The 16,259-nt window shown below is 60.4% G+C and carries 16 protein-coding genes; 7 read left to right on the forward strand and 9 right to left on the reverse strand.

Features of this window, described 5'->3' with window-relative positions; genetic code table 11:
• Positions 1-39 precede the first annotated feature (39 nt).
• Genes ACIPIN_RS23595 through ACIPIN_RS23615 form a run of 5 tightly spaced genes read right to left on the reverse strand, consistent with a single transcriptional unit; the run spans position 40 to position 6,322 of the window.
• Complete coding sequence (locus ACIPIN_RS23595) at positions 40-837, reverse strand: enoyl-CoA hydratase/isomerase family protein (protein ID WP_401122807.1); 798 nt, start codon at positions 835-837, stop codon at positions 40-42.
• Positions 834-1,991 carry a citronellyl-CoA dehydrogenase gene (atuD, locus tag ACIPIN_RS23600; RefSeq protein WP_401122810.1) on the reverse strand — a complete coding sequence of 386 codons (1,158 nt, stop codon included), beginning with the start codon at positions 1,989-1,991 and terminating at the stop codon, positions 834-836. Before atuD ends, ACIPIN_RS23595 begins: the two co-directional genes overlap by 4 nt.
• A gap of 38 nt (positions 1,992-2,029) precedes the next feature.
• Positions 2,030-3,646 carry a geranyl-CoA carboxylase subunit beta gene (gene atuC / locus ACIPIN_RS23605; protein WP_401122813.1) on the reverse strand — a complete coding sequence of 539 codons (1,617 nt, stop codon included), beginning with the start codon at positions 3,644-3,646 and terminating at the stop codon, positions 2,030-2,032.
• 3 nt (positions 3,647-3,649) lie between these two features.
• On the reverse strand, positions 3,650-4,519 hold the full coding sequence (locus tag ACIPIN_RS23610; RefSeq protein WP_401122815.1) for an SDR family oxidoreductase: 870 nt from the start codon (positions 4,517-4,519) through the stop codon (positions 3,650-3,652).
• A 12-nt stretch (positions 4,520-4,531) separates the two neighbouring features.
• Entirely contained in the window at positions 4,532-6,322 is a 1,791-nt protein-coding gene (locus ACIPIN_RS23615; protein ID WP_401122818.1) for an acyclic terpene utilization AtuA family protein, read from the reverse strand.
• 179 nt (positions 6,323-6,501) lie between these two features.
• On the opposite strand from ACIPIN_RS23615, the gene ACIPIN_RS23620 reads away from it, so the two are divergent.
• The gene (locus ACIPIN_RS23620; RefSeq protein WP_123428864.1) at positions 6,502-7,125 is read left to right on the forward strand and encodes a TetR/AcrR family transcriptional regulator; all 624 of its coding nucleotides are present in this window, start codon (positions 6,502-6,504) and stop codon (positions 7,123-7,125) included.
• 141 nt (positions 7,126-7,266) lie between these two features.
• Positions 7,267-8,022: a substrate-binding periplasmic protein gene (locus ACIPIN_RS23625; protein ID WP_401122820.1), complete on the forward strand. Its 756-nt coding sequence runs from the start codon at positions 7,267-7,269 to the stop codon at positions 8,020-8,022.
• A 43-nt stretch (positions 8,023-8,065) separates the two neighbouring features.
• Here the strand turns inward: ACIPIN_RS23625 and ACIPIN_RS23630 are convergent, their stop codons facing one another.
• The gene (locus ACIPIN_RS23630; protein ID WP_401122822.1) at positions 8,066-8,614 is read right to left on the reverse strand and encodes an RNA polymerase factor sigma-70; all 549 of its coding nucleotides are present in this window, start codon (positions 8,612-8,614) and stop codon (positions 8,066-8,068) included.
• 150 nt (positions 8,615-8,764) lie between these two features.
• On the opposite strand from ACIPIN_RS23630, the gene ACIPIN_RS23635 reads away from it, so the two are divergent.
• Both ACIPIN_RS23635 and ACIPIN_RS23640 read left to right on the forward strand, forming a co-directional pair.
• Positions 8,765-8,872 carry a phosphopantetheine-binding protein gene (locus ACIPIN_RS23635; RefSeq protein WP_401122890.1) on the forward strand — a complete coding sequence of 36 codons (108 nt, stop codon included), beginning with the start codon at positions 8,765-8,767 and terminating at the stop codon, positions 8,870-8,872.
• A gap of 198 nt (positions 8,873-9,070) precedes the next feature.
• Positions 9,071-9,895, forward strand: a complete 825-nt coding sequence (locus tag ACIPIN_RS23640) for an alpha/beta fold hydrolase (protein ID WP_401122825.1) — start codon at positions 9,071-9,073, stop codon at positions 9,893-9,895.
• Positions 9,896-10,001: 106 nt separating this feature from the next.
• On the opposite strand, the gene dsbG is transcribed toward ACIPIN_RS23640, so the two are convergent.
• From dsbG to dsbD, 3 genes are read right to left on the reverse strand one after another with little or no spacing between them, the layout of a single operon-like run.
• Positions 10,002-10,769: a thiol:disulfide interchange protein DsbG gene (gene dsbG, locus ACIPIN_RS23645; protein WP_401122828.1), complete on the reverse strand. Its 768-nt coding sequence runs from the start codon at positions 10,767-10,769 to the stop codon at positions 10,002-10,004.
• The gene (locus ACIPIN_RS23650) at positions 10,745-11,611 is read right to left on the reverse strand and encodes a prolipoprotein diacylglyceryl transferase family protein (RefSeq protein WP_401122831.1); all 867 of its coding nucleotides are present in this window, start codon (positions 11,609-11,611) and stop codon (positions 10,745-10,747) included. The genes dsbG and ACIPIN_RS23650 overlap by 25 nt, the downstream gene beginning before the upstream one ends.
• The gene (gene dsbD, locus ACIPIN_RS23655; RefSeq protein WP_401122834.1) at positions 11,611-13,347 is read right to left on the reverse strand and encodes a protein-disulfide reductase DsbD; all 1,737 of its coding nucleotides are present in this window, start codon (positions 13,345-13,347) and stop codon (positions 11,611-11,613) included. Before dsbD ends, ACIPIN_RS23650 begins: the two co-directional genes overlap by 1 nt.
• A 153-nt stretch (positions 13,348-13,500) precedes the next feature.
• Between dsbD and ACIPIN_RS23660 the strand changes: the two genes are divergently transcribed.
• From ACIPIN_RS23660 to ACIPIN_RS23670, 3 genes are all read left to right on the forward strand, one after another.
• A complete protein-coding gene (locus tag ACIPIN_RS23660; protein ID WP_262117143.1) occupies positions 13,501-14,181 on the forward strand; it encodes a response regulator in 681 nt (226 codons plus the stop codon).
• The gene (locus ACIPIN_RS23665; RefSeq protein ID WP_401122838.1) at positions 14,178-15,503 is read left to right on the forward strand and encodes an ATP-binding protein; all 1,326 of its coding nucleotides are present in this window, start codon (positions 14,178-14,180) and stop codon (positions 15,501-15,503) included. The genes ACIPIN_RS23660 and ACIPIN_RS23665 overlap by 4 nt, the downstream gene beginning before the upstream one ends.
• Before the next feature lie 161 nt (positions 15,504-15,664).
• On the forward strand, positions 15,665-16,150 hold the full coding sequence (locus tag ACIPIN_RS23670) for a GNAT family N-acetyltransferase (RefSeq protein ID WP_401122841.1): 486 nt from the start codon (positions 15,665-15,667) through the stop codon (positions 16,148-16,150).
• Positions 16,151-16,259: the final 109 nt, after the last annotated feature.

Consider the following 16,259-nt stretch of genomic DNA (forward strand, 5'->3'; position numbering starts at 1 on the left):
TGCATTTCAACTGTGGGAGCGGGCTTGCTCGCGAAGCTTTTAAGGCGCCCACCCCGGTTTGCGTTTCTGCACAAAAGCCATCGTCCCTTCGACACCTTCCGCCCCGGTCACGGCTTCGCTGAACCACTCGGCCGCCTGGTCGAGCAACGGCCCCAGCGGCTGTTTGGTGCTGGCCAGCAGCAACGCCTTGGTCGCGGCATTGGCGCCGGGAGCGCAACACAGAACATGCGCGAGCACCGCATCCAGACGTTCAGCCAGAGCTTGCGCATCGTGTTCGACAAAGTGCACCAGCCCCAGACGCCGCGCCTCATGCCCGTCAAAACGTGCGGCGGTGAGGGCCAGGCGTCGTGCCTGAGTCAGGCCGATACGCTGGACCACAAACGGTGCGATTTGCGCCGGCAGCAGGCCGAGGCTGGTTTCCGGCAAGCCGAACTGGGCATTGTGATCGGTCAGTGCAATGTCGCTGACACAGGCCAGACCGAAGCCGCCGCCGAGCACCGCACCCTGCAACACCGTGATCACCACTTGCGGCGCGTGCTGGGCCTCTTCGAGCATGGCGCCAAACGCGCGGTTCAACTCACGGTAAGCTTCCTGGCCTTGAGCACGGGCATTGGCCATGTCTTTCAAATCGCCGCCGGCAGAAAAATGGCCACCGGCTCCGCCGAGCACTAATGCGCGGATGTCCCGGTTATCGCGTACCGCCGCGAGTACCGCGCGCAATTCGGCGACCATCTGCAAGCTCATGGCGTTGCGGCAGTCCGGTCGGTTCAAGGTGATGTGCAGGACGCCGTTGTGCGGTTCCAGCAGCAGGGTCTGGCAAACGGGCAGGGTGTTCATTTTTTCTTCCCGGGCAGGATGCCCATCAGTTTGCAGATGATCCCCAGCATGATTTCGTCGGAGCCGCCGCCGATCGACACCAGCCGCACATCGCGGTAGGCGCGGGCCACCGGGTTGTCCCACATGTAGCCCATCCCGCCCCAGTATTGCAGGCAACTGTCGCTGACTTCCCGGCCCAGACGTCCGGCCTTGAGCTTGGCCATGGACGCCAGGCGCGTGATGTCCTGGCCTTTGACGTATTGCTCGGCAGCCTGGTAGACCAGTGCCCGCAGGCACTCGATTTCGGTTGAAAGCTCGGCGAGGCGGAAGTGGATCACCTGGTTGTCGATCAGCGCGTTGCCGAAGGTCTGGCGTTCCTTGCAGTACTCGATGGTGCTGTCGATGCAATACTCCAGGCCTTTGATCATGTTGGCCGCACCGAACAGGCGTTCTTCCTGAAACTGCAGCATTTGCATCATGAAGCCTGCACCTTCGTGGCCGATGCGGTTGCGTTGCGGCACGCGCACGTTGTCGAAAAACACCTGGGCAGTTTCCGAGCTGCGCATGCCGAGTTTGTCCAGGTGCGAGCCGAGGCTGATGCCGGGGCTGTTCATCGGCACGATGATCAGCGATTTGTTGATGTGCGCCTTGTCGTCCGAGGTGTTGGCCAGCAGGCAGATGAAGTCGGCACTCGGTGAGTTGGTGATCCACATTTTGCTGCCGTTGATCACGTAGTCGTCACCGTCCTTGCGCGCGGTGGTTTTCAGCCCGGCGACGTCAGAGCCGGCACCGACTTCCGAGACGCCGATGCAGCCGACCTGTTCACCGGTGATCGCTGGACGGAGGAATTCTTCACGCAATTCATCGGAGCCGAAGCGGGCGAGGGCGGGGGTGCACATGTCGGTCTGCACACCGATCGACATCGGAATCCCGCCGCAGTGGATGGTGCCGAACTCTTCAGCGGCGACAATCGAATAGCTGTAGTCCAGGCCCATGCCGCCAAACTTTTCCGGTTTGGAAATCCCCAGCAGACCAAGCGCACCGGCCTTGAGGAAAATCTCGTGAATCGGAAAACGTCCGGCCTTTTCCCATTCATCGACGTACGGGTTGATTTCGCGGTCGACAAATTGGCGAATGGTCCGGCGTAGTGCTTCGTGTTCCTGGGTGAAGATCATTTTTATTGTTCTCCCTAAACCTGGTGGTGATCAGAGCCTCAAAAACGTGCGATACCAAAACTGTTCGGTTGCAACTGACGAACCTCGGCTTCATGGCAGATATCCAGCAGGTAGCCGAGCAAGGTGCGCGTATCTCGCGGGTCAATCAGCCCGTCGTCCCACAGGTTGGCGCTGCCGTATAACGCAGTGGACTGGCTGTCGAGCTTTTGCGCGGTGACCTGTTCAAGCATGTCGAGCATCTTCGGGTCCGGGACCAAGCCGTCCTTGGCTTGCCTGGCTTCGGTGACAATTCGCAGCACCTTGCCGGCCTGGGCACCGCCCATGACGGCGGTGCGGCTGTTGGGCCAGGCGAAGATGAAACGCGGGTCAAGGCCACGGCCGCACATTGCATAGTTGCCGGCACCGTAAGAGCCTCCGACCACAATGGTCAGCTTCGGCACCCGCGCATTGGCCACTGCCTGAATCATCTTCGCGCCGTGTTTGATCACCCCTTGCTGTTCCGACTCGGTGCCGACCATGAAACCGGTGGTGTTATGGAAAAACAGCAGCGGTGTCTGGCTCTGGTCGCAGAGCTGGATGAACTGCGCCGCCTTGCTGGCGCCTTGTGGGGTGATCGGACCGTTGTTGCCGATAAAACCGCAGGGCCGTCCCTGGAGCTTTAAATGGCCGCAAATCGTCTGCTGATCGAACTCGCTCTTGAACTCGAGAAACCGCGAACCGTCGGCGATACGGGCAATGATCTCGCGCACGTCGTAGGGCTTTTTCGGATCGTCGGGAATCAGTCCCAACAGTTCGTCTATGGGGTAGAGCGGTTCGTCCCAGGATTGGGTGCTGTGCAGCGGCAACCGCGCATTCCACGGCAACAGGCTGACGATTTCGCGTACCAGGCGCACGCCGTCGGCATCGTTTTCGGCCAGGTATTCGGCGGTGCCGGCGGTTTGCGCGTGCATTTCGGCGCCGCCGAGTGCTTCATCGGTGGCGACTTCGCCGGTGGCTGCCTTGAGCAGCGGGGGACCTGCGAGAAATAGCTTGGCCTTGCCGCGCACTACCACTACGTAGTCCGAGAGCCCCGGCTGATAAGCACCGCCGGCCGTGGCCGAACCGTGCACCACGGTAATTTGCGGCAAGCCCATGGCCGACATCCGCGCCTGATTGGCGAAGCTGCGTGCACCCTCGATGAAAATTTCGGCGGCGTAATTGAGATTGGCGCCACCGCTCTCGGCGAGGGTGATCACCGGCAGTTTGTTTTCCATGGCGATCTGTTGCAGACGCAGGGATTTTTTCAGGCCGCTGGGGGAAATGGTTCCGCCCTTGATCGCGCTGTTGTTGGCGACCACCAGCACCCGCACACCGGACACATAACCAATCCCGGCGATCAACCCGCCACCGGCCTGGCTGCCGTCCTTGTCGTCGTGCAGTTTGTAACCGGCCAGGCTGGCCAGTTCGAGAAACGGCGCGCCGGGATCGAGCAGCAGGTTCAGCCGTTCGCGTGGCAAGAGTTGCCCGCGCTTGTCGAATTTTGGCTTGGCTTCGGCCGCTTTACTCAGCAGGTTGCGTTCCAGCTGACGGAACTGTTCGATGCAGCTCAACATCGCCTCGCGGTTCTGTGCAAACTGCGGGCTGTGGGGGTCGAGTTGCGATTCAATCAGCGGCATGGATCAGTCCTCGTCCTTCAGCACGTCTGGTAAGCCAGCGCGGTGGAAGCCATTGAAGGATTCACTGTGCTGCGCCTTGTGCAGCGGCCAGGCGCGACTGCCGAGGCTCGCCGCACCGTCGATCCGCAGTGTGCTGCCGCTGATAAACGACGCCGCTGGGCTCAGCAGGAAAACGATCGCTGCGCTGACTTCCGATTCGGTGCCGATGCGTTTGAGCGGCACGTGTTCACGCAGGGTCGGGATCAGTGCTTTGAACGCACCTTCGTAAGTGTCCATGCCACTGGAGGCGATCCAGCCGGGCGCCACCGCGTTGACCCGCACCCCGGCGTAGCCCCATTCGAACGCGGCGGTCTTGGTGAAGTTGTCCATGCCCGAACGCGCCGCGCCCGAGTGCCCCATGCCAGGCATGCCGCCCCACATGTCGGCGAGCATGTTGACGATGCTTCCACCGTGCTTGCTCATCGATTGATTGAACACCTCCCGAGCCATCAGGAAGCCGCCCACCAGATTGGTCCGCAGCACGGTTTCAAAACCTTTCTGATTGATCGAGGCCAGGGGGGCCGGGTACTGGCCGCCGGCATTGTTGACCAGACCGTGAATCGGCCCGTGCTCCTTGATCAGTTGCCCGATCAATTGCTTGACCGCTTCTTCATCGCGAATGTCACAGGCCTGCCAACTCGCCTGACCACCGTCTTCGGTAATTTCCGTCGCAACCTTCTGTAGCTTTTCGGGCTTACGCCCGACCAGTAGCACATGAGCGCCAAGGGCTGCCAACTCGTGGGCGGTGCAACGACCGATGCCGCTGCCACCACCCGTGACAATAATCGTCTGGCCAGCAAACAGATCGGGTTTGAATATCGAATCAAAGGCCACGGCAACCGTCCTCTACTTGACTTGGTCAGCGATGCCTTGTGGCACCGGGATCTGGATTTCCAATAGCTGCTGGGCGAACGCCTTGCCTTGCGGGTCGATCCGCAGGCTGGCCACGCCACCGCCACCGAGGGCGTTTTCCAGGAGAAAATTCAGGCTGTGAGTGCCGGGCAAATACCAGCGCTCGACCCGCCCGTGGATCGGGTCGAGAACGTGACTCATCCAGTCGACTACCACCGCAGGCGTCAGCGCTTCGGCGATCCACGGCAGGTACTCGGGGGCGCGGGCCATGACGCCGATGTTGCTGTGATTGCCCTTGTCACCGGAGCGCGCTACTGCGAGTTTCACCAGCGCCACACTGGCGTCGGCCCGCCCTTGGGGTTTGGGCGGATCAAAGGGCACCGGCAGGGTGGCAGTGTCGAGGTGATCGAGGGCGGGCAGGGCGCATGGGTGACGTTGGCCTTGCAGGTCGATTTCCAGTGCGCAGGTATTTTTGTCGATCAGGAACGAGAACAGACGGATCAATGGATACACCGTCGGCCGACCGCCGACGATTCCGGTCAGCCCTGGCGCCATGCCGGTGGCGGCCTGGGCGATCTCGCGGGAGAACAGGATCAGCGCCTGCTTGTTCGGATGCCGCACGGCCAGTTTGATCACCACTTCGCGGCTGTCCTGACGCTGGCCGTGAGGACCATAAGTCGCTTCGCTGCCGAGCAGTTCGATGTTCACTTCGCTGTAGGGCGCCCAGCCGCGTTGGCTGAACATTTTCGAGGTCTTGGCGATGATCGCCTGACTCACCCGACGCGCCTTGGCTACCGCGTCGATCCCGGCTATCAGACAACTGGCGGTGCAGCGAAACCCATCTGGATAAGTCGCGCTGACCTTGTATTGACGGGGCGGTGGCAAGCCTTTGGCGCCGTGAACGTGCACGGCGTGTTTGCCGTGTTGCTGGAGTTTGACCAGGCTGAAATCGCAGATCACATCGGGCAGCAGGTAAGCGCGAGGGTTGCCGATTTCATACAGCAACTGCTCGCCGACGCTGAGCGGTGTGACCAAGCCACCGGAACCTTCAGGTTTGCTGACGATGAACTGGCCATCGGCACTGACCTCGACGATTGGAAAGCCGATGTGTTCGTAGTCCGGTACTTCTTGCCAATCGGTGAAGTTGCCGCCGGTGCACTGCGCGCCGCATTCGATGATGTGCCCGGCCAGCGCGGCCTGGGCCAGTTTGTCGTAGTCCTGCCACGACCAGCCGAACTCATGCATTAACGCCGCGCTGACCACCGCGCTGTCGACCACTCTGCCGGTGATGACGATGTCCGCGCCCAGGCGTAGCGCCTCGACAATGCCGGGGGCGCCGAGGTAGGCGTTGGTCGACACGCACATCGCTGGCAGGGGCGCGCCGCTGAACATTTCCTTTACGCCGCAGGCAGCCAACTGCTTGAACTGCGGGTGCAGGTCATCACCCAGCAGCACAGCGATCTTCAGTGGCACACCGGCTTTATCGCACGCCGCTTGCAGTGCGGCTGCACAGGCCAGCGGATTGATCCCGCCGGCGTTACTGATCACGCGGATGTTCTGTTCACAAATTTGCTTGAGGAGTGGGTTGAGGACTTCGACGAAGTCGCTCGCGTAACCGGCCTGGGGGTCTTTCATCCGCGCGCCGGCCAGCAACGACATGGTGATTTCTGCCAGGTAATCGAACACCAGATAGTCCAGCCGAGCGCCTTCAACCAATTGCGCGGCGGCGGTTGAGGTGTCGCCCCAGAAGGCACTGGCGCAGCCGATACGAACGGTTTTGTTCATTGCAAGCCTCCGACAGAAGTGGGTGGAGACTACCAAGCAAGCGCTTGGTTTGTAAATGCTGGTTACATCTTCTGCCCAAGCGCTTGCTTGGTTTCCCCGGCCAGCTTAAATTGCCGTCGCAACCCACTGCTTTCGTGGTGAGATCGCACATTTGATTGAGCGACTGTAGGAGAGAACGGGTGGACGAGCAAAAAGCCCTGCTGGTAATGCGTGAGTTGGTTGATAACGGGCAATTGACCGATCCCGACAGCGCTCGCGGCAAACTGCTGCAAATGGCCGCTCACCTGTTTCGCAACAAGGGTTATGAGCGCACCACGGTGCGTGATCTGGCCAGTGCGGTCGGGATTCAGTCGGGGAGCATTTTTCATCACTTCAAAAGCAAGGATGAAATCCTGCGGGCGGTGATGGAGGAAACCATTCGCTACAATACCGCGTTGATGCGTGCGTCCCTGGCGCAAGCGACCAACGTGCGTGAGCGGGTGCTGGCGCTGATCCGTTGCGAATTGCAGTCGATCATGGGCGGAAGCGGCGAAGCGATGGCGGTGCTGGTCTACGAATGGCGTTCGCTGTCCGAAGAAGGTCAGGTCCAGGTGCTGGCGCTGCGTGATATCTATGAGCAGATCTGGCTGCAAGTGCTGGGAGAGGCGAAAGATGCCGGTTTTATTCGCGGCGACGTGTTCATCACTCGACGTTTTCTAACCGGCGCGCTGTCCTGGACCACCACCTGGTTTCGTGCGGACGGCAGCATGAGCCTCGATCAATTGGCGGACGAAGCCTTGATTCTGGTGCTGGAAGAAAAATGACAGTTTTGTCAAAACCTATTAAATAGCCATCACCAAGTTGTCTAAGTGGGTGAAACCGCCTAGCTTTGTAGTGAATGCATTTTTAAAGGTGGGTTTGTTTTGATCTCTTCATCAGTTCGGAAGATTTTGCGGATTTCGCTGATGGCGCTGGGTGCGCTGTTCGTACTGCCGACTTCGGCCGCACAAGTGGTGCAGGTGGGCGCTGCGCATTTTCCACCGTATACCGTTCGACCGGAGAAGGGCGACGATACCGGGCTGCTGCCGCAGTTGGTCGAAGCATTGAACAAGCTCCAGACCGACTATCAGTTTGTCCTCGTCCCCACCTCGTTGGTGCGCCGTTTCGGTGATTTCCAGGACGGTCGGGTCGACATGGCGATCTTCGAAAACCCGGATTGGGGCTGGAAGGATATCCCGCACGGCACCGTCGACATGGGCCTGGAAGATGCAGAAATCTTTGTCGCTCAGAACAAGCCAGACCGTCAGCAGAGCTACTTCGCCGACTTGAAAGGCAAGCGTCTGGCGCTGTACAAGGATTATCACTACGAATTTGCCAATTTCGATGCCGAACCGAAATTTCTCGCGGACAATTACAACGCGACGCTCACTACTTCCCACGACAGCAATATTTCAATGGTCCTTCGCGACCGTGCCGACATCGCACTGGTCACACGTTCGTACCTTTACGATTACCTGCTGCGCAATGAAAAGGTCAGGCCGCAGTTGCTGGTATCCGAGCGTATCGATCAGGTTTATCACCATTACGCGCTGTTGCGTCCGCAAGCGCCGATCAGCGCAGAAACATTCGGCAAGTTGCTGCAAGGCCTGCGGGACAACGGGCAGATGCTGAAGATCTTCGATCCGTACAAGATCGCCATCGTGCCGGTGCCCAAAAGCTGAAACGTCCGCAGGCTGCGATCTTTTTTGTCGAGACAACAATGCCTCAGCGGCGGGCGAAGGTATCGCTGCGCTTGTCCGAAACCTTGCGGCAATGCACCAGGGCATCACGGATCATGAAGTTCACCAGGGTCGGCGACACGCCGAGTTCCTTGGCGATGTCCTTTTGTGGGACGCCGTGCAGTCGATACATCTCGAAGGCATAGCGGGTGCGACTTGGCAATTCGCCGAGGGCGGCGGCGATGTTTTCCAGCGTCGAGAAGTTGATGTGCGAGGCCTCTGGCGAGGCACCGTGAATGACCACGTTCAAGCCTTCTTCTTCGGTACCCGAATACTTTTGCTGCAGCGCCTGTTTGCGGTAGTGGTCGATCGCCAGGTTGCGCACGATCTGAAACAGATAGCTGAGCTGGGCCTTGAACGAGGAGGTGATTTGCGGTGCTGATTGCAGCCTGAAAAACGCATCCTGAACGACATCTTCGGCGCGGGATCGGCAGCCGGTAATACGGGCTGCGATCTTGACCAGAATCAACCGATTATCAACGAACGCCTGGAGTAAGGGTGAGTCGCACCTGCTTGTGGTTACTGGTTCCGTCATGGAAATCACCTTGCTGCAAAAAGTAAGTGGGACGACCAGGGATTCGGAGCCGTCCTACGCATCGAGCGACAAGCTAGGCTTAATGATAATTATTGTCAATTGAAGGGGGGTTAATTATCTTCCTGGATTTCCTTTGTCGACGGCCACTCGCTGCTCGCCACGCAAATCGCCTCGCGGGTGCAAAAGGCCCTGCAACGCAGTGTGCCGCTGCGAACGATGTTCGAGTGCAGCACGGTGGAGGAACTGGAGGGGCTTTAACGTCAAAAGATCGCAGCCTGCGGCAGCTCCTACAGCTGCTCACATACCGTAGGAGCTGCCGCAGGCTGCGATCTTTTACTGAGGTGTAGTTCTCGAACGTCAGTGCAGTCATAGCAATTTGCGCATTGACTGAAAAAACTGACCGGCTCAGGCTGCCTATGCTTTTTTGGTTGACCCCATTCAGAAAGGAGACAGTGGATGCCCTTCGCTACGATTGATGGACAATCGCTTCACTACGTTGATCAGGGCTGCGGTCCGGCGGTGTTGTTAGCCGGCAGTTATTTGTGGGACCAGGCCATGTGGGCGCCGCAGATTGCGGCGTTGTCGCAACACTATCGGGTGATTGCCCTGGACCTTTGGGGGCACGGGGAGTCCGGGCCGATGCCCCAGGGCATGACTTCGCTGGATGATCAGGCGCGCCAGGCACTGACGCTGCTTGATCATCTGGATATTGACCGCGTCACCCTGGTCGGCCTTTCGGTCGGTGGCATGTGGGGCGTGCGCTTGGCGCTGTCAGCCCCGCAGCGCCTTAACGGCATGGTGCTGATGGACACCTATGTTGGTGTTGAGCCCGAGCCGACTCGCCAGTACTATTTCTCGTTGTTCAAACAGATCGAAGACAGTGGTGTGATCGCGCCGCAGCTACTCGATATCGTGGTACCGATTTTCTTCCGTCCGGGCATCGATCCTCAGTCCGCGCTCTATCAGGATTTCCGTGCCAAACTGGCCGCGCTGCCGCCTGAGCGTTTGCGTGAAAGCATTGTGCCGATGGGGCGCATTACGTTTGGTCGTGATGATCTGTTACCGCGTCTGGGCGAGCTGAATCCTGTAACCACGCTGCTGATGTGCGGTGATCAGGACAAACCGCGGCCGCCGTCGGAAACGAAGGAAATGGCTGAGTTGATTGGTTGTCCTTATCTGTTGGTGCCGGAGGCTGGGCATATCTCTAATCTGGAGAATCCTGAGTTCGTCACCGAGGCGTTGCTGAAGTTTCTGCGCGAGAGAACTCGCAAGACCGCGTAATCGTTCTTCGCGAGCAAGCCCGCTCCCACAGGGGATCGCATATCCCTGTGGGAGCGGGCTTGCTCGCGAAGGCGTCGGTGAGGCCACCAACACTCTAACGATAGAACTACTTCGGCCCGAGAATCTTCACCAGTTTGTCCGGTGACGGCGCGCCTTGCTGTTGTTGCAACTCGCCCTTGTCGTCCATGTAGAAGATTGCCGGGGTGGCGGACAGTTCGAGCTCTTCCATCAGCTTCATATTGGCGTCGAGTTTGGCCTGGATGGCGGCGGGAATGGTTGTCAGCGGTTTCAGCGAGCTTTGCTTGCCAGCCTTTTCGTGTTCCTCCAGGGCCTTGCTCGGATCCTTGGCGGCCAGCAGGGCAGCGGATTTGCCGGGGCTGTCTTCGCGGATGATCCCGACCATGATGTGCCGCAGCTGCACTTTGCCGGCCTTCACCCACGGCCGGGCCTGTTCCCAGAACATATTGCAGTAAGGGCAGTTCGGGTCGCTGAACAGGTAGACGGTGCGCGGTGCATCCTTGTTGCCGTCGGCGATCCAGTTGCTGGCGTCCATCTTCGCCCAGACTTCCTTGGCCATTGGCGCGTAGACCAGTTTTTGCAACGGTTCGGCGCTCAGGTCCTTGCCGTCGGCGTCGTACAGGTTACCCAGCAGCACATGTTTGCCGTCGGGCGTCAGGTACAAGGCCATGCCGCGGTTCTGATACTGCGCCGCATAACCACGCAGGCCATCAGGCGCATCGAAACTGCCGATGATTGTCGCGCCTTTCGCTTCGATCTTGCGGATCGCCGCGGGCAGTTCTTCGGCGTGCAGCAACGGGATTTGCAGCAGCGCTGCGCCCAGGGATAGCGTCAGCAGGTGGCGGAGGCGGGGCATGGTAGTTTCCTTGACGGTGTGGCCTGTATGGCCGAATTCGGGGAGTCGAAGTTTTCCAGGGCACGGGCCAGGCTGGCTTCCGATAATTCACCCAGGTGGCTACCGAGCATTCGGCCCTCGGCGCTGTAGAACAGCGTGGTCGGTAGCGCCATGGAGCCGACGGCTTGACTCAGTCGGCCGCCGCCATCGAACAGCACGTTGGAAAGGCTCAGGCCTTGGGTCGCGAGGAAGGTGCTGACGCTTTGCATGCTTTCGGCCTGATTGACGAACAGAAAGGTCAGGTCCGGCCGATGTTGCTGGGCGTTCTCCAGCACCGGCATTTCGCGCCGGCAGGGCGGGCACCAGGTGGCCCACAGGTTGATCACCAAGGGGCCGCCCTGATAATCGGCCAGTTGCACGGTTTCGCCGGCGGCATTGCGCAAGACGATGTCCGGCAGGCGCGTGCCTTGTTCGTAAAGGCTCAGGGACAAACTCGCCAGCAACCAGAACAACAGACCGCTGCCGACGCCGAAACCCAACGGTTTGCGCAGTGCTGGCCGACGCCAGGCCCGCAACAGCGTTGCCAGCAGCAGGGCAATCACCCCGGGCCAGGCGAGGAAACCGCCATCGCGCAGATCGATGATCTGCCACGGGTCATCGCGGTAGTGGGCCCAGTAGGCGAGCACAAAACCGATCCTGGCCGCGAGCAAACCCAGCAGGAACAGGCTGAACAACACCGACTCGGGGTTCTCGCCACCGCGCTTGGCCACCCGCCAGCCGACCAGGGTGGCCAGCGCCAAGGCACTGATCAGCAGCAGGTGGTTGAGCGCAATGGCAAAGGTGCCGAGGGTAAAGGTCAGCATCAACGAGCGTCCCGGGTGATGTTCCAGCGTTGGAGGAAACCGGCGGCATCGACCTCTCCGGTGATGCGCTGGCTGCGGCGCTCGATGCCGTCGGCGCCGATCCACAGCAAGCTTGGCGGCCCCGGCACTTTATAACGGCCGAGCAGTTCACGGCTGGCGGCATTGTCGGCGGTCACGTCCAGACGCAGCAAGCGGACTTCTTTCAGCGCGTCCACTACCTGAGGTTTGCCGAACACCTGTTTCTCCATGATCTTGCACGACACGCACCAGTCGGCGTAGTAGTCCAGCAGCACCCATTGACCTTGCTCGCGGGCAGCGTCGAGTTCGCGTTGCAGCGCGGCGGGATCCTTGACGGTGATGAAGGCGTCGTGGGCCGTGGGGCCGGCGACGCTGTTTGAGGCCTGCGCGCGGTAAACCTGCAATGGATTGAGCAGGTCATCACTGCCACCCGCGGCACCGATCAGCAGCAGGCTGCCCCACAACCCGGAAAGCAGCGCCATGCCACCAAACACATGGGCGGCGCGGCTGAATCCGCCGGTCTGGCGCCAGGCGCTGTAGGCGATGATCAACAACAGTGCGCCCCACAGAGCGACCCACAGCGACTCATCAAGCACTGGCCGCACCATCACCAGCGCGGTGCCGAGGAACAGGAAACCGAAGATGCCTTTGAGCAGGTTCATCCAGGCACCGGGTTTGGGCAGGAAACGGTTGCCGACAGTCACCAGCAGCAACAGCGGCAAACCGATGCCGATGCCCATGGCGAACAGGATCAGCCCACCGTGCAGTGCGTTGCCGCTCTGGGCGATGTACAGCAAGGCTCCGGCCAGCGGTGCAGTCATGCACGGGCCGACCAGCAAACCGGACAAGGCGCCGAGCACCCCGGCGCCGATCAGGCTGCCGCCACCTTGTTTGCGACTGGCGCTTTCCAGACGGTCACGCAGTGCGGCCGGCAGTTGCAGTTCGAAGAAACCGAACATCGGCAGCGACAGCAACACAAACACCACGGCGAAACCGCCGAGCAACCAGACGTTCTGCAGCAATGCCTGCAAGTTCGCGCCCAGCAACGCGGCCAGCACGCCCAACGCCGCATACACCAGCGCCATGCTGACCACGTAACTGCCAGCCAGGGCGAAACCGCGCTTGGGGCTGGCGCCACTGCCGACGATCAAACCGGCGAGAATCGGCAGCATTGGCAACGAGCAGGGAGCGAAAGCGAGCAACAGCCCCAGGCCAAAGAACACCAACAAACTCCAACCCAGCGTCCGCTGTTGCAGACCGCTGGCCAAGGCTTGATCCGGCGCTTCAGTGGCGCTGACCGCCGTTGCGCCGCCACCCAGATCAACCACCTGGGTTTGCGGCGGATAACACAATCCGGCATCGGCACAGCCCTGAAACCCCACTTTGATCTGGCCACTGGCGCCGGCCGGGATCTTCAACTCCAGGCCCTGGCGATAGACCTGCTGGTCACCAAAGAACTCGTCGCTATGGGCTTCTCCCGCTGGCAGCGGCGGTTTATGCGCGTCGGCCAAACCATCGAGCTTCATCCGTTGCTGATACAGATAATATCCGTCGGCAATTTGCCAGAAGAGCTGGGTTTCGCCGGATTCAAGGCGTTCGGAGGTAAAAACAAAGGCTTTGCCGACCGGCAGGAAATCCGGTTTGTTGTCGAATGGATTCGACGCCGCCTGGGCCAGCCCTGCGATGAAAAGAAAAAAAAGTAGAAACAGACGACGCATGGGTAAGCCTTATCGCGGTGCAAGTAGGGTGCACGATGATGGGTGGCGATTAACCGATGATTAACCGCGTTATCCTTGTGGCGATGGCGCGTCGGGCATAATGTCCGCTTAATCCGGCGTCTTCTTAATCAATACTTTTCTACAGGTCTCACCATGCATGTACTTGTCTGTGAAGATGATGAGCTGATCGCCAGCGGCATCGTCGCCGGCCTCACGGCCCAGGGCCTGACCGTGGAGCATGTCGCCACGGCTTCGGCTGCCCGGGCGATGCTCAAAGTCGCCGAGTTCGACGTAATGGTGCTCGACCTGGGGCTGCCGGACGAAGACGGCTTGAAGCTGCTTCAGCAGTTGCGCCATCACGGCCTGGAGATTCCGGTGCTGATTCTCACCGCACGGGATTCGGTGACCGACCGCGTCGATGGCCTGCAAGCTGGCGCCGACGACTACCTGCTCAAGCCCTTCGACCTACGTGAATTGGCAGCACGTTTGCACACTTTGTTGCGCCGTGTGGCGGGGCGCAGCATAAATCTGATCGAACACGGTGCCCTGACCTACGACCCGAGCAGCCGCGAAACGCTGCTTGCCGGTCAGCCAGTGGACTTGTCGCGCCGCGAGCAATCGCTGTTGCAGGCCTTGCTGCACAACCGTGGCCGAGTGCTGTCGACCGAACAACTCAAGGACAGCGTCTACGGCTTCAACGATGAGCTGGAAAGCAACGCCCTCAACGTTCATATCCATCACCTGCGACGCAAACTCGGCAACGGCATTGTTGAAACCGTGCGCGGGCTGGGTTATCGCCTCGGGCCGGCTGATGGCGGAGAGCAATCGAAGTGATGAGTTTGCGTTTGCGCCTGAGTCTGACCCTCGGCGCGGCCTTCGCGCTGATCTGGGCCCTGGCCGCGGCCTGGATGCTCAGCGACTTGCGCAATCAGATGATGTTTTCCCTCGACCAGCGGCTGGTGGCCTCGGCGCGCATGGTCGCCGGGCTGCTGGAGCAATTGCCGGCGCTGCCGAGCAAGGGCGATGGCACGCATTTCAGCGCTGAACAGTTGAATATTCCGGGGGGCATGGCCTGTCAGGTCAGCTCCTTGCGCGGCGAGATTCTTGCCCGCAGTCACAGCACTCCTGAACAAACCCTGGAAGCCGAAAAAATGGGCTTCCATGACCAAATGATCGACGGTGCGCGCTGGCGCAGTTTCACCCTGGCTCGCGGTGATGTGCGCATTACCACGGCCGACCGGCAAGTCGAGCGCGAGGCGCTGAACATGTCGGTGCTGCTGGCGGCGTCGGTGCCGGTGGGCGTGGCGTTGCTCGGTTGTCTGTGCCTGCTCTGGCTGGGGATCGGCCAAGGCCTGGCGCCGCTTAATCGCATGCGCGATGCCTTGATGCGTCGCAGTGCCGATTCCCTTGAACCGTTGCAGATCCAGCCGCTGCCGAGCGAACTGCAACCGTTGCTGGAAACCCAGAATCAGCTACTCCAGCGGATCGGCAAGACCATCGAGCGCGAGCGGCGGCTGACTGGCGACGCGGCCCATGAGCTGCGCAGCCCGCTGACGGCGATCAAGACGCACCTGCAAGTGGCGCGCATGACCGAAGGCGCCGCCCGTGATCAGTCCCTGGCCCGTGCCGAGGAAGGTGCCGACCGCTTGCACCGTACGCTTGAGCAACTGCTGTTGCTGGCGCGGGTCGAAGGCAGTTTGTCATTCGACGATGGCGTGCAGTGCAGCGCCGAGCAGGTGGCCCATTTGGCGATTCAAGACGCGGCCAGCGGTGATCGTCAGCGGATCAAATTGCACTTGCCGGCGAGTTACTCACAGGCGCCGGTGCAAATGCCTGCCGTGCTGTCGATTGCCGCCTTGCGCAACCTGCTGGACAACGCCTTGCGCCATACTCCGGCGGACGCGGCGGTGGAACTGAGCCTGGAAACCAGGGACAACCGCGTGCATTTTCAGGTGCGCGACCACGGTCCGGGGATCGCCGCCGAGGATCTACAACACCTGACCCAACGCTTCTGGCGCAACGGTGCGAGCACCGGTTGCGGACTTGGGTTGGCGATTGTCCAGGCGATTGTCCAGCGCTGCGGCTGCGTGCTGCATTTCGACAGCCGTGCCGACGGCTTGCGGGTTGAACTGACAATGCCGCTGCAGTCAGCCTGAACACCCTCACACACACATCCCTGTAGCAGCTGGCGAAGCCTGCGTTCGGCAGCTGCTACAGATCGGGCTACACCAAATGTAACGTCTCTGCGTTGGCTATCGCAGTCCGCAAAACGCTATTGTCTGCGCCAGCTGACTCAATGGATTGAGGTGATGGCGCTATGGATGCATCGATACACATCTGCAAAGCCGGGCCCGCGGATGCTGGGATTATCAGCCGGATCGTCGAGCGCTCGATCAAGGTCGGGTGCGCTGCGGATCACCGCAATGACCCGAAAGTCGTCGCGGCCTGGACCCACAACAAAACCGTTGAACATGTGCAGCCCTGGCTGGCTGATCCACGCCTGTACCTGAACCTGGCGTTGCTCGACGACAAACCGATTGGCGTGGCCATGGCGGCCGTCAGCGGCAAGGTCGGGTTTTGTTATGTCCTGCCGGAGTGGTTTCGGCGGGGTGCCGGGCAGGCGTTGATCCAGGGCCTCGAAACCTGGTTGATCGAGCATGGTTTCAGTCAGGCGCGCCTCAACAGTACCTGTACCAGTGAAGAGTTTTTTCAGCACCTTGGGTACCGACGCTGTGCTGAAACCTTCAGTGTGGCCGGGCTCACGGCGGTCCCCATGAACAAATCGCTGACAGCTCCCCCGTAGAAAGCCGCCCGAGGGTGTAAATCCTTGAGGTGTTGATGCGTCCCCTGAGCCTGCGCCAGAAAATGACCGAGCAGGCGGCCGTGAGTCACTGATCCCGCGCCTGACAAAA

The organism is Pseudomonas sp. NPDC087697 (assembly GCF_044743155.1).
Classification (GTDB): Bacteria; Pseudomonadota; Gammaproteobacteria; order Pseudomonadales; family Pseudomonadaceae; genus Aquipseudomonas.

Bases quoted from the DNA above. Each gene is read 5' to 3' on its own strand.
- ACIPIN_RS23625 (WP_401122820.1), top strand. From the start codon at position 7,267: ATGGCGCTGGGTGCGCTGTTCGTACTGCCGACTTCGGCCGCACAAGTG.
- dsbD (WP_401122834.1), bottom strand. From the start codon at position 13,347: ATGCGTCGTCTGTTTCTACTTTTTTTTCTTTTCATCGCAGGGCTGGCC.
- ACIPIN_RS23650 (WP_401122831.1), bottom strand. From the start codon at position 11,611: ATGCTGACCTTTACCCTCGGCACCTTTGCCATTGCGCTCAACCACCTG.
- ACIPIN_RS23640 (WP_401122825.1), top strand. From the start codon at position 9,071: ATGCCCTTCGCTACGATTGATGGACAATCGCTTCACTACGTTGATCAG.
- atuD (WP_401122810.1), bottom strand. From the start codon at position 1,991: ATGATCTTCACCCAGGAACACGAAGCACTACGCCGGACCATTCGCCAA.
- ACIPIN_RS23670 (WP_401122841.1), top strand. From the start codon at position 15,665: ATGGATGCATCGATACACATCTGCAAAGCCGGGCCCGCGGATGCTGGG.
- ACIPIN_RS23595 (WP_401122807.1), bottom strand. From the start codon at position 837: ATGAACACCCTGCCCGTTTGCCAGACCCTGCTGCTGGAACCGCACAAC.
- atuC (WP_401122813.1), bottom strand. From the start codon at position 3,646: ATGCCGCTGATTGAATCGCAACTCGACCCCCACAGCCCGCAGTTTGCA.
- ACIPIN_RS23660 (WP_262117143.1), top strand. From the start codon at position 13,501: ATGCATGTACTTGTCTGTGAAGATGATGAGCTGATCGCCAGCGGCATC.
- dsbG (WP_401122828.1), bottom strand. From the start codon at position 10,769: ATGCCCCGCCTCCGCCACCTGCTGACGCTATCCCTGGGCGCAGCGCTG.
- ACIPIN_RS23630 (WP_401122822.1), bottom strand. From the start codon at position 8,614: ATGACGGAACCAGTAACCACAAGCAGGTGCGACTCACCCTTACTCCAG.
- ACIPIN_RS23615 (WP_401122818.1), bottom strand. From the start codon at position 6,322: ATGAACAAAACCGTTCGTATCGGCTGCGCCAGTGCCTTCTGGGGCGAC.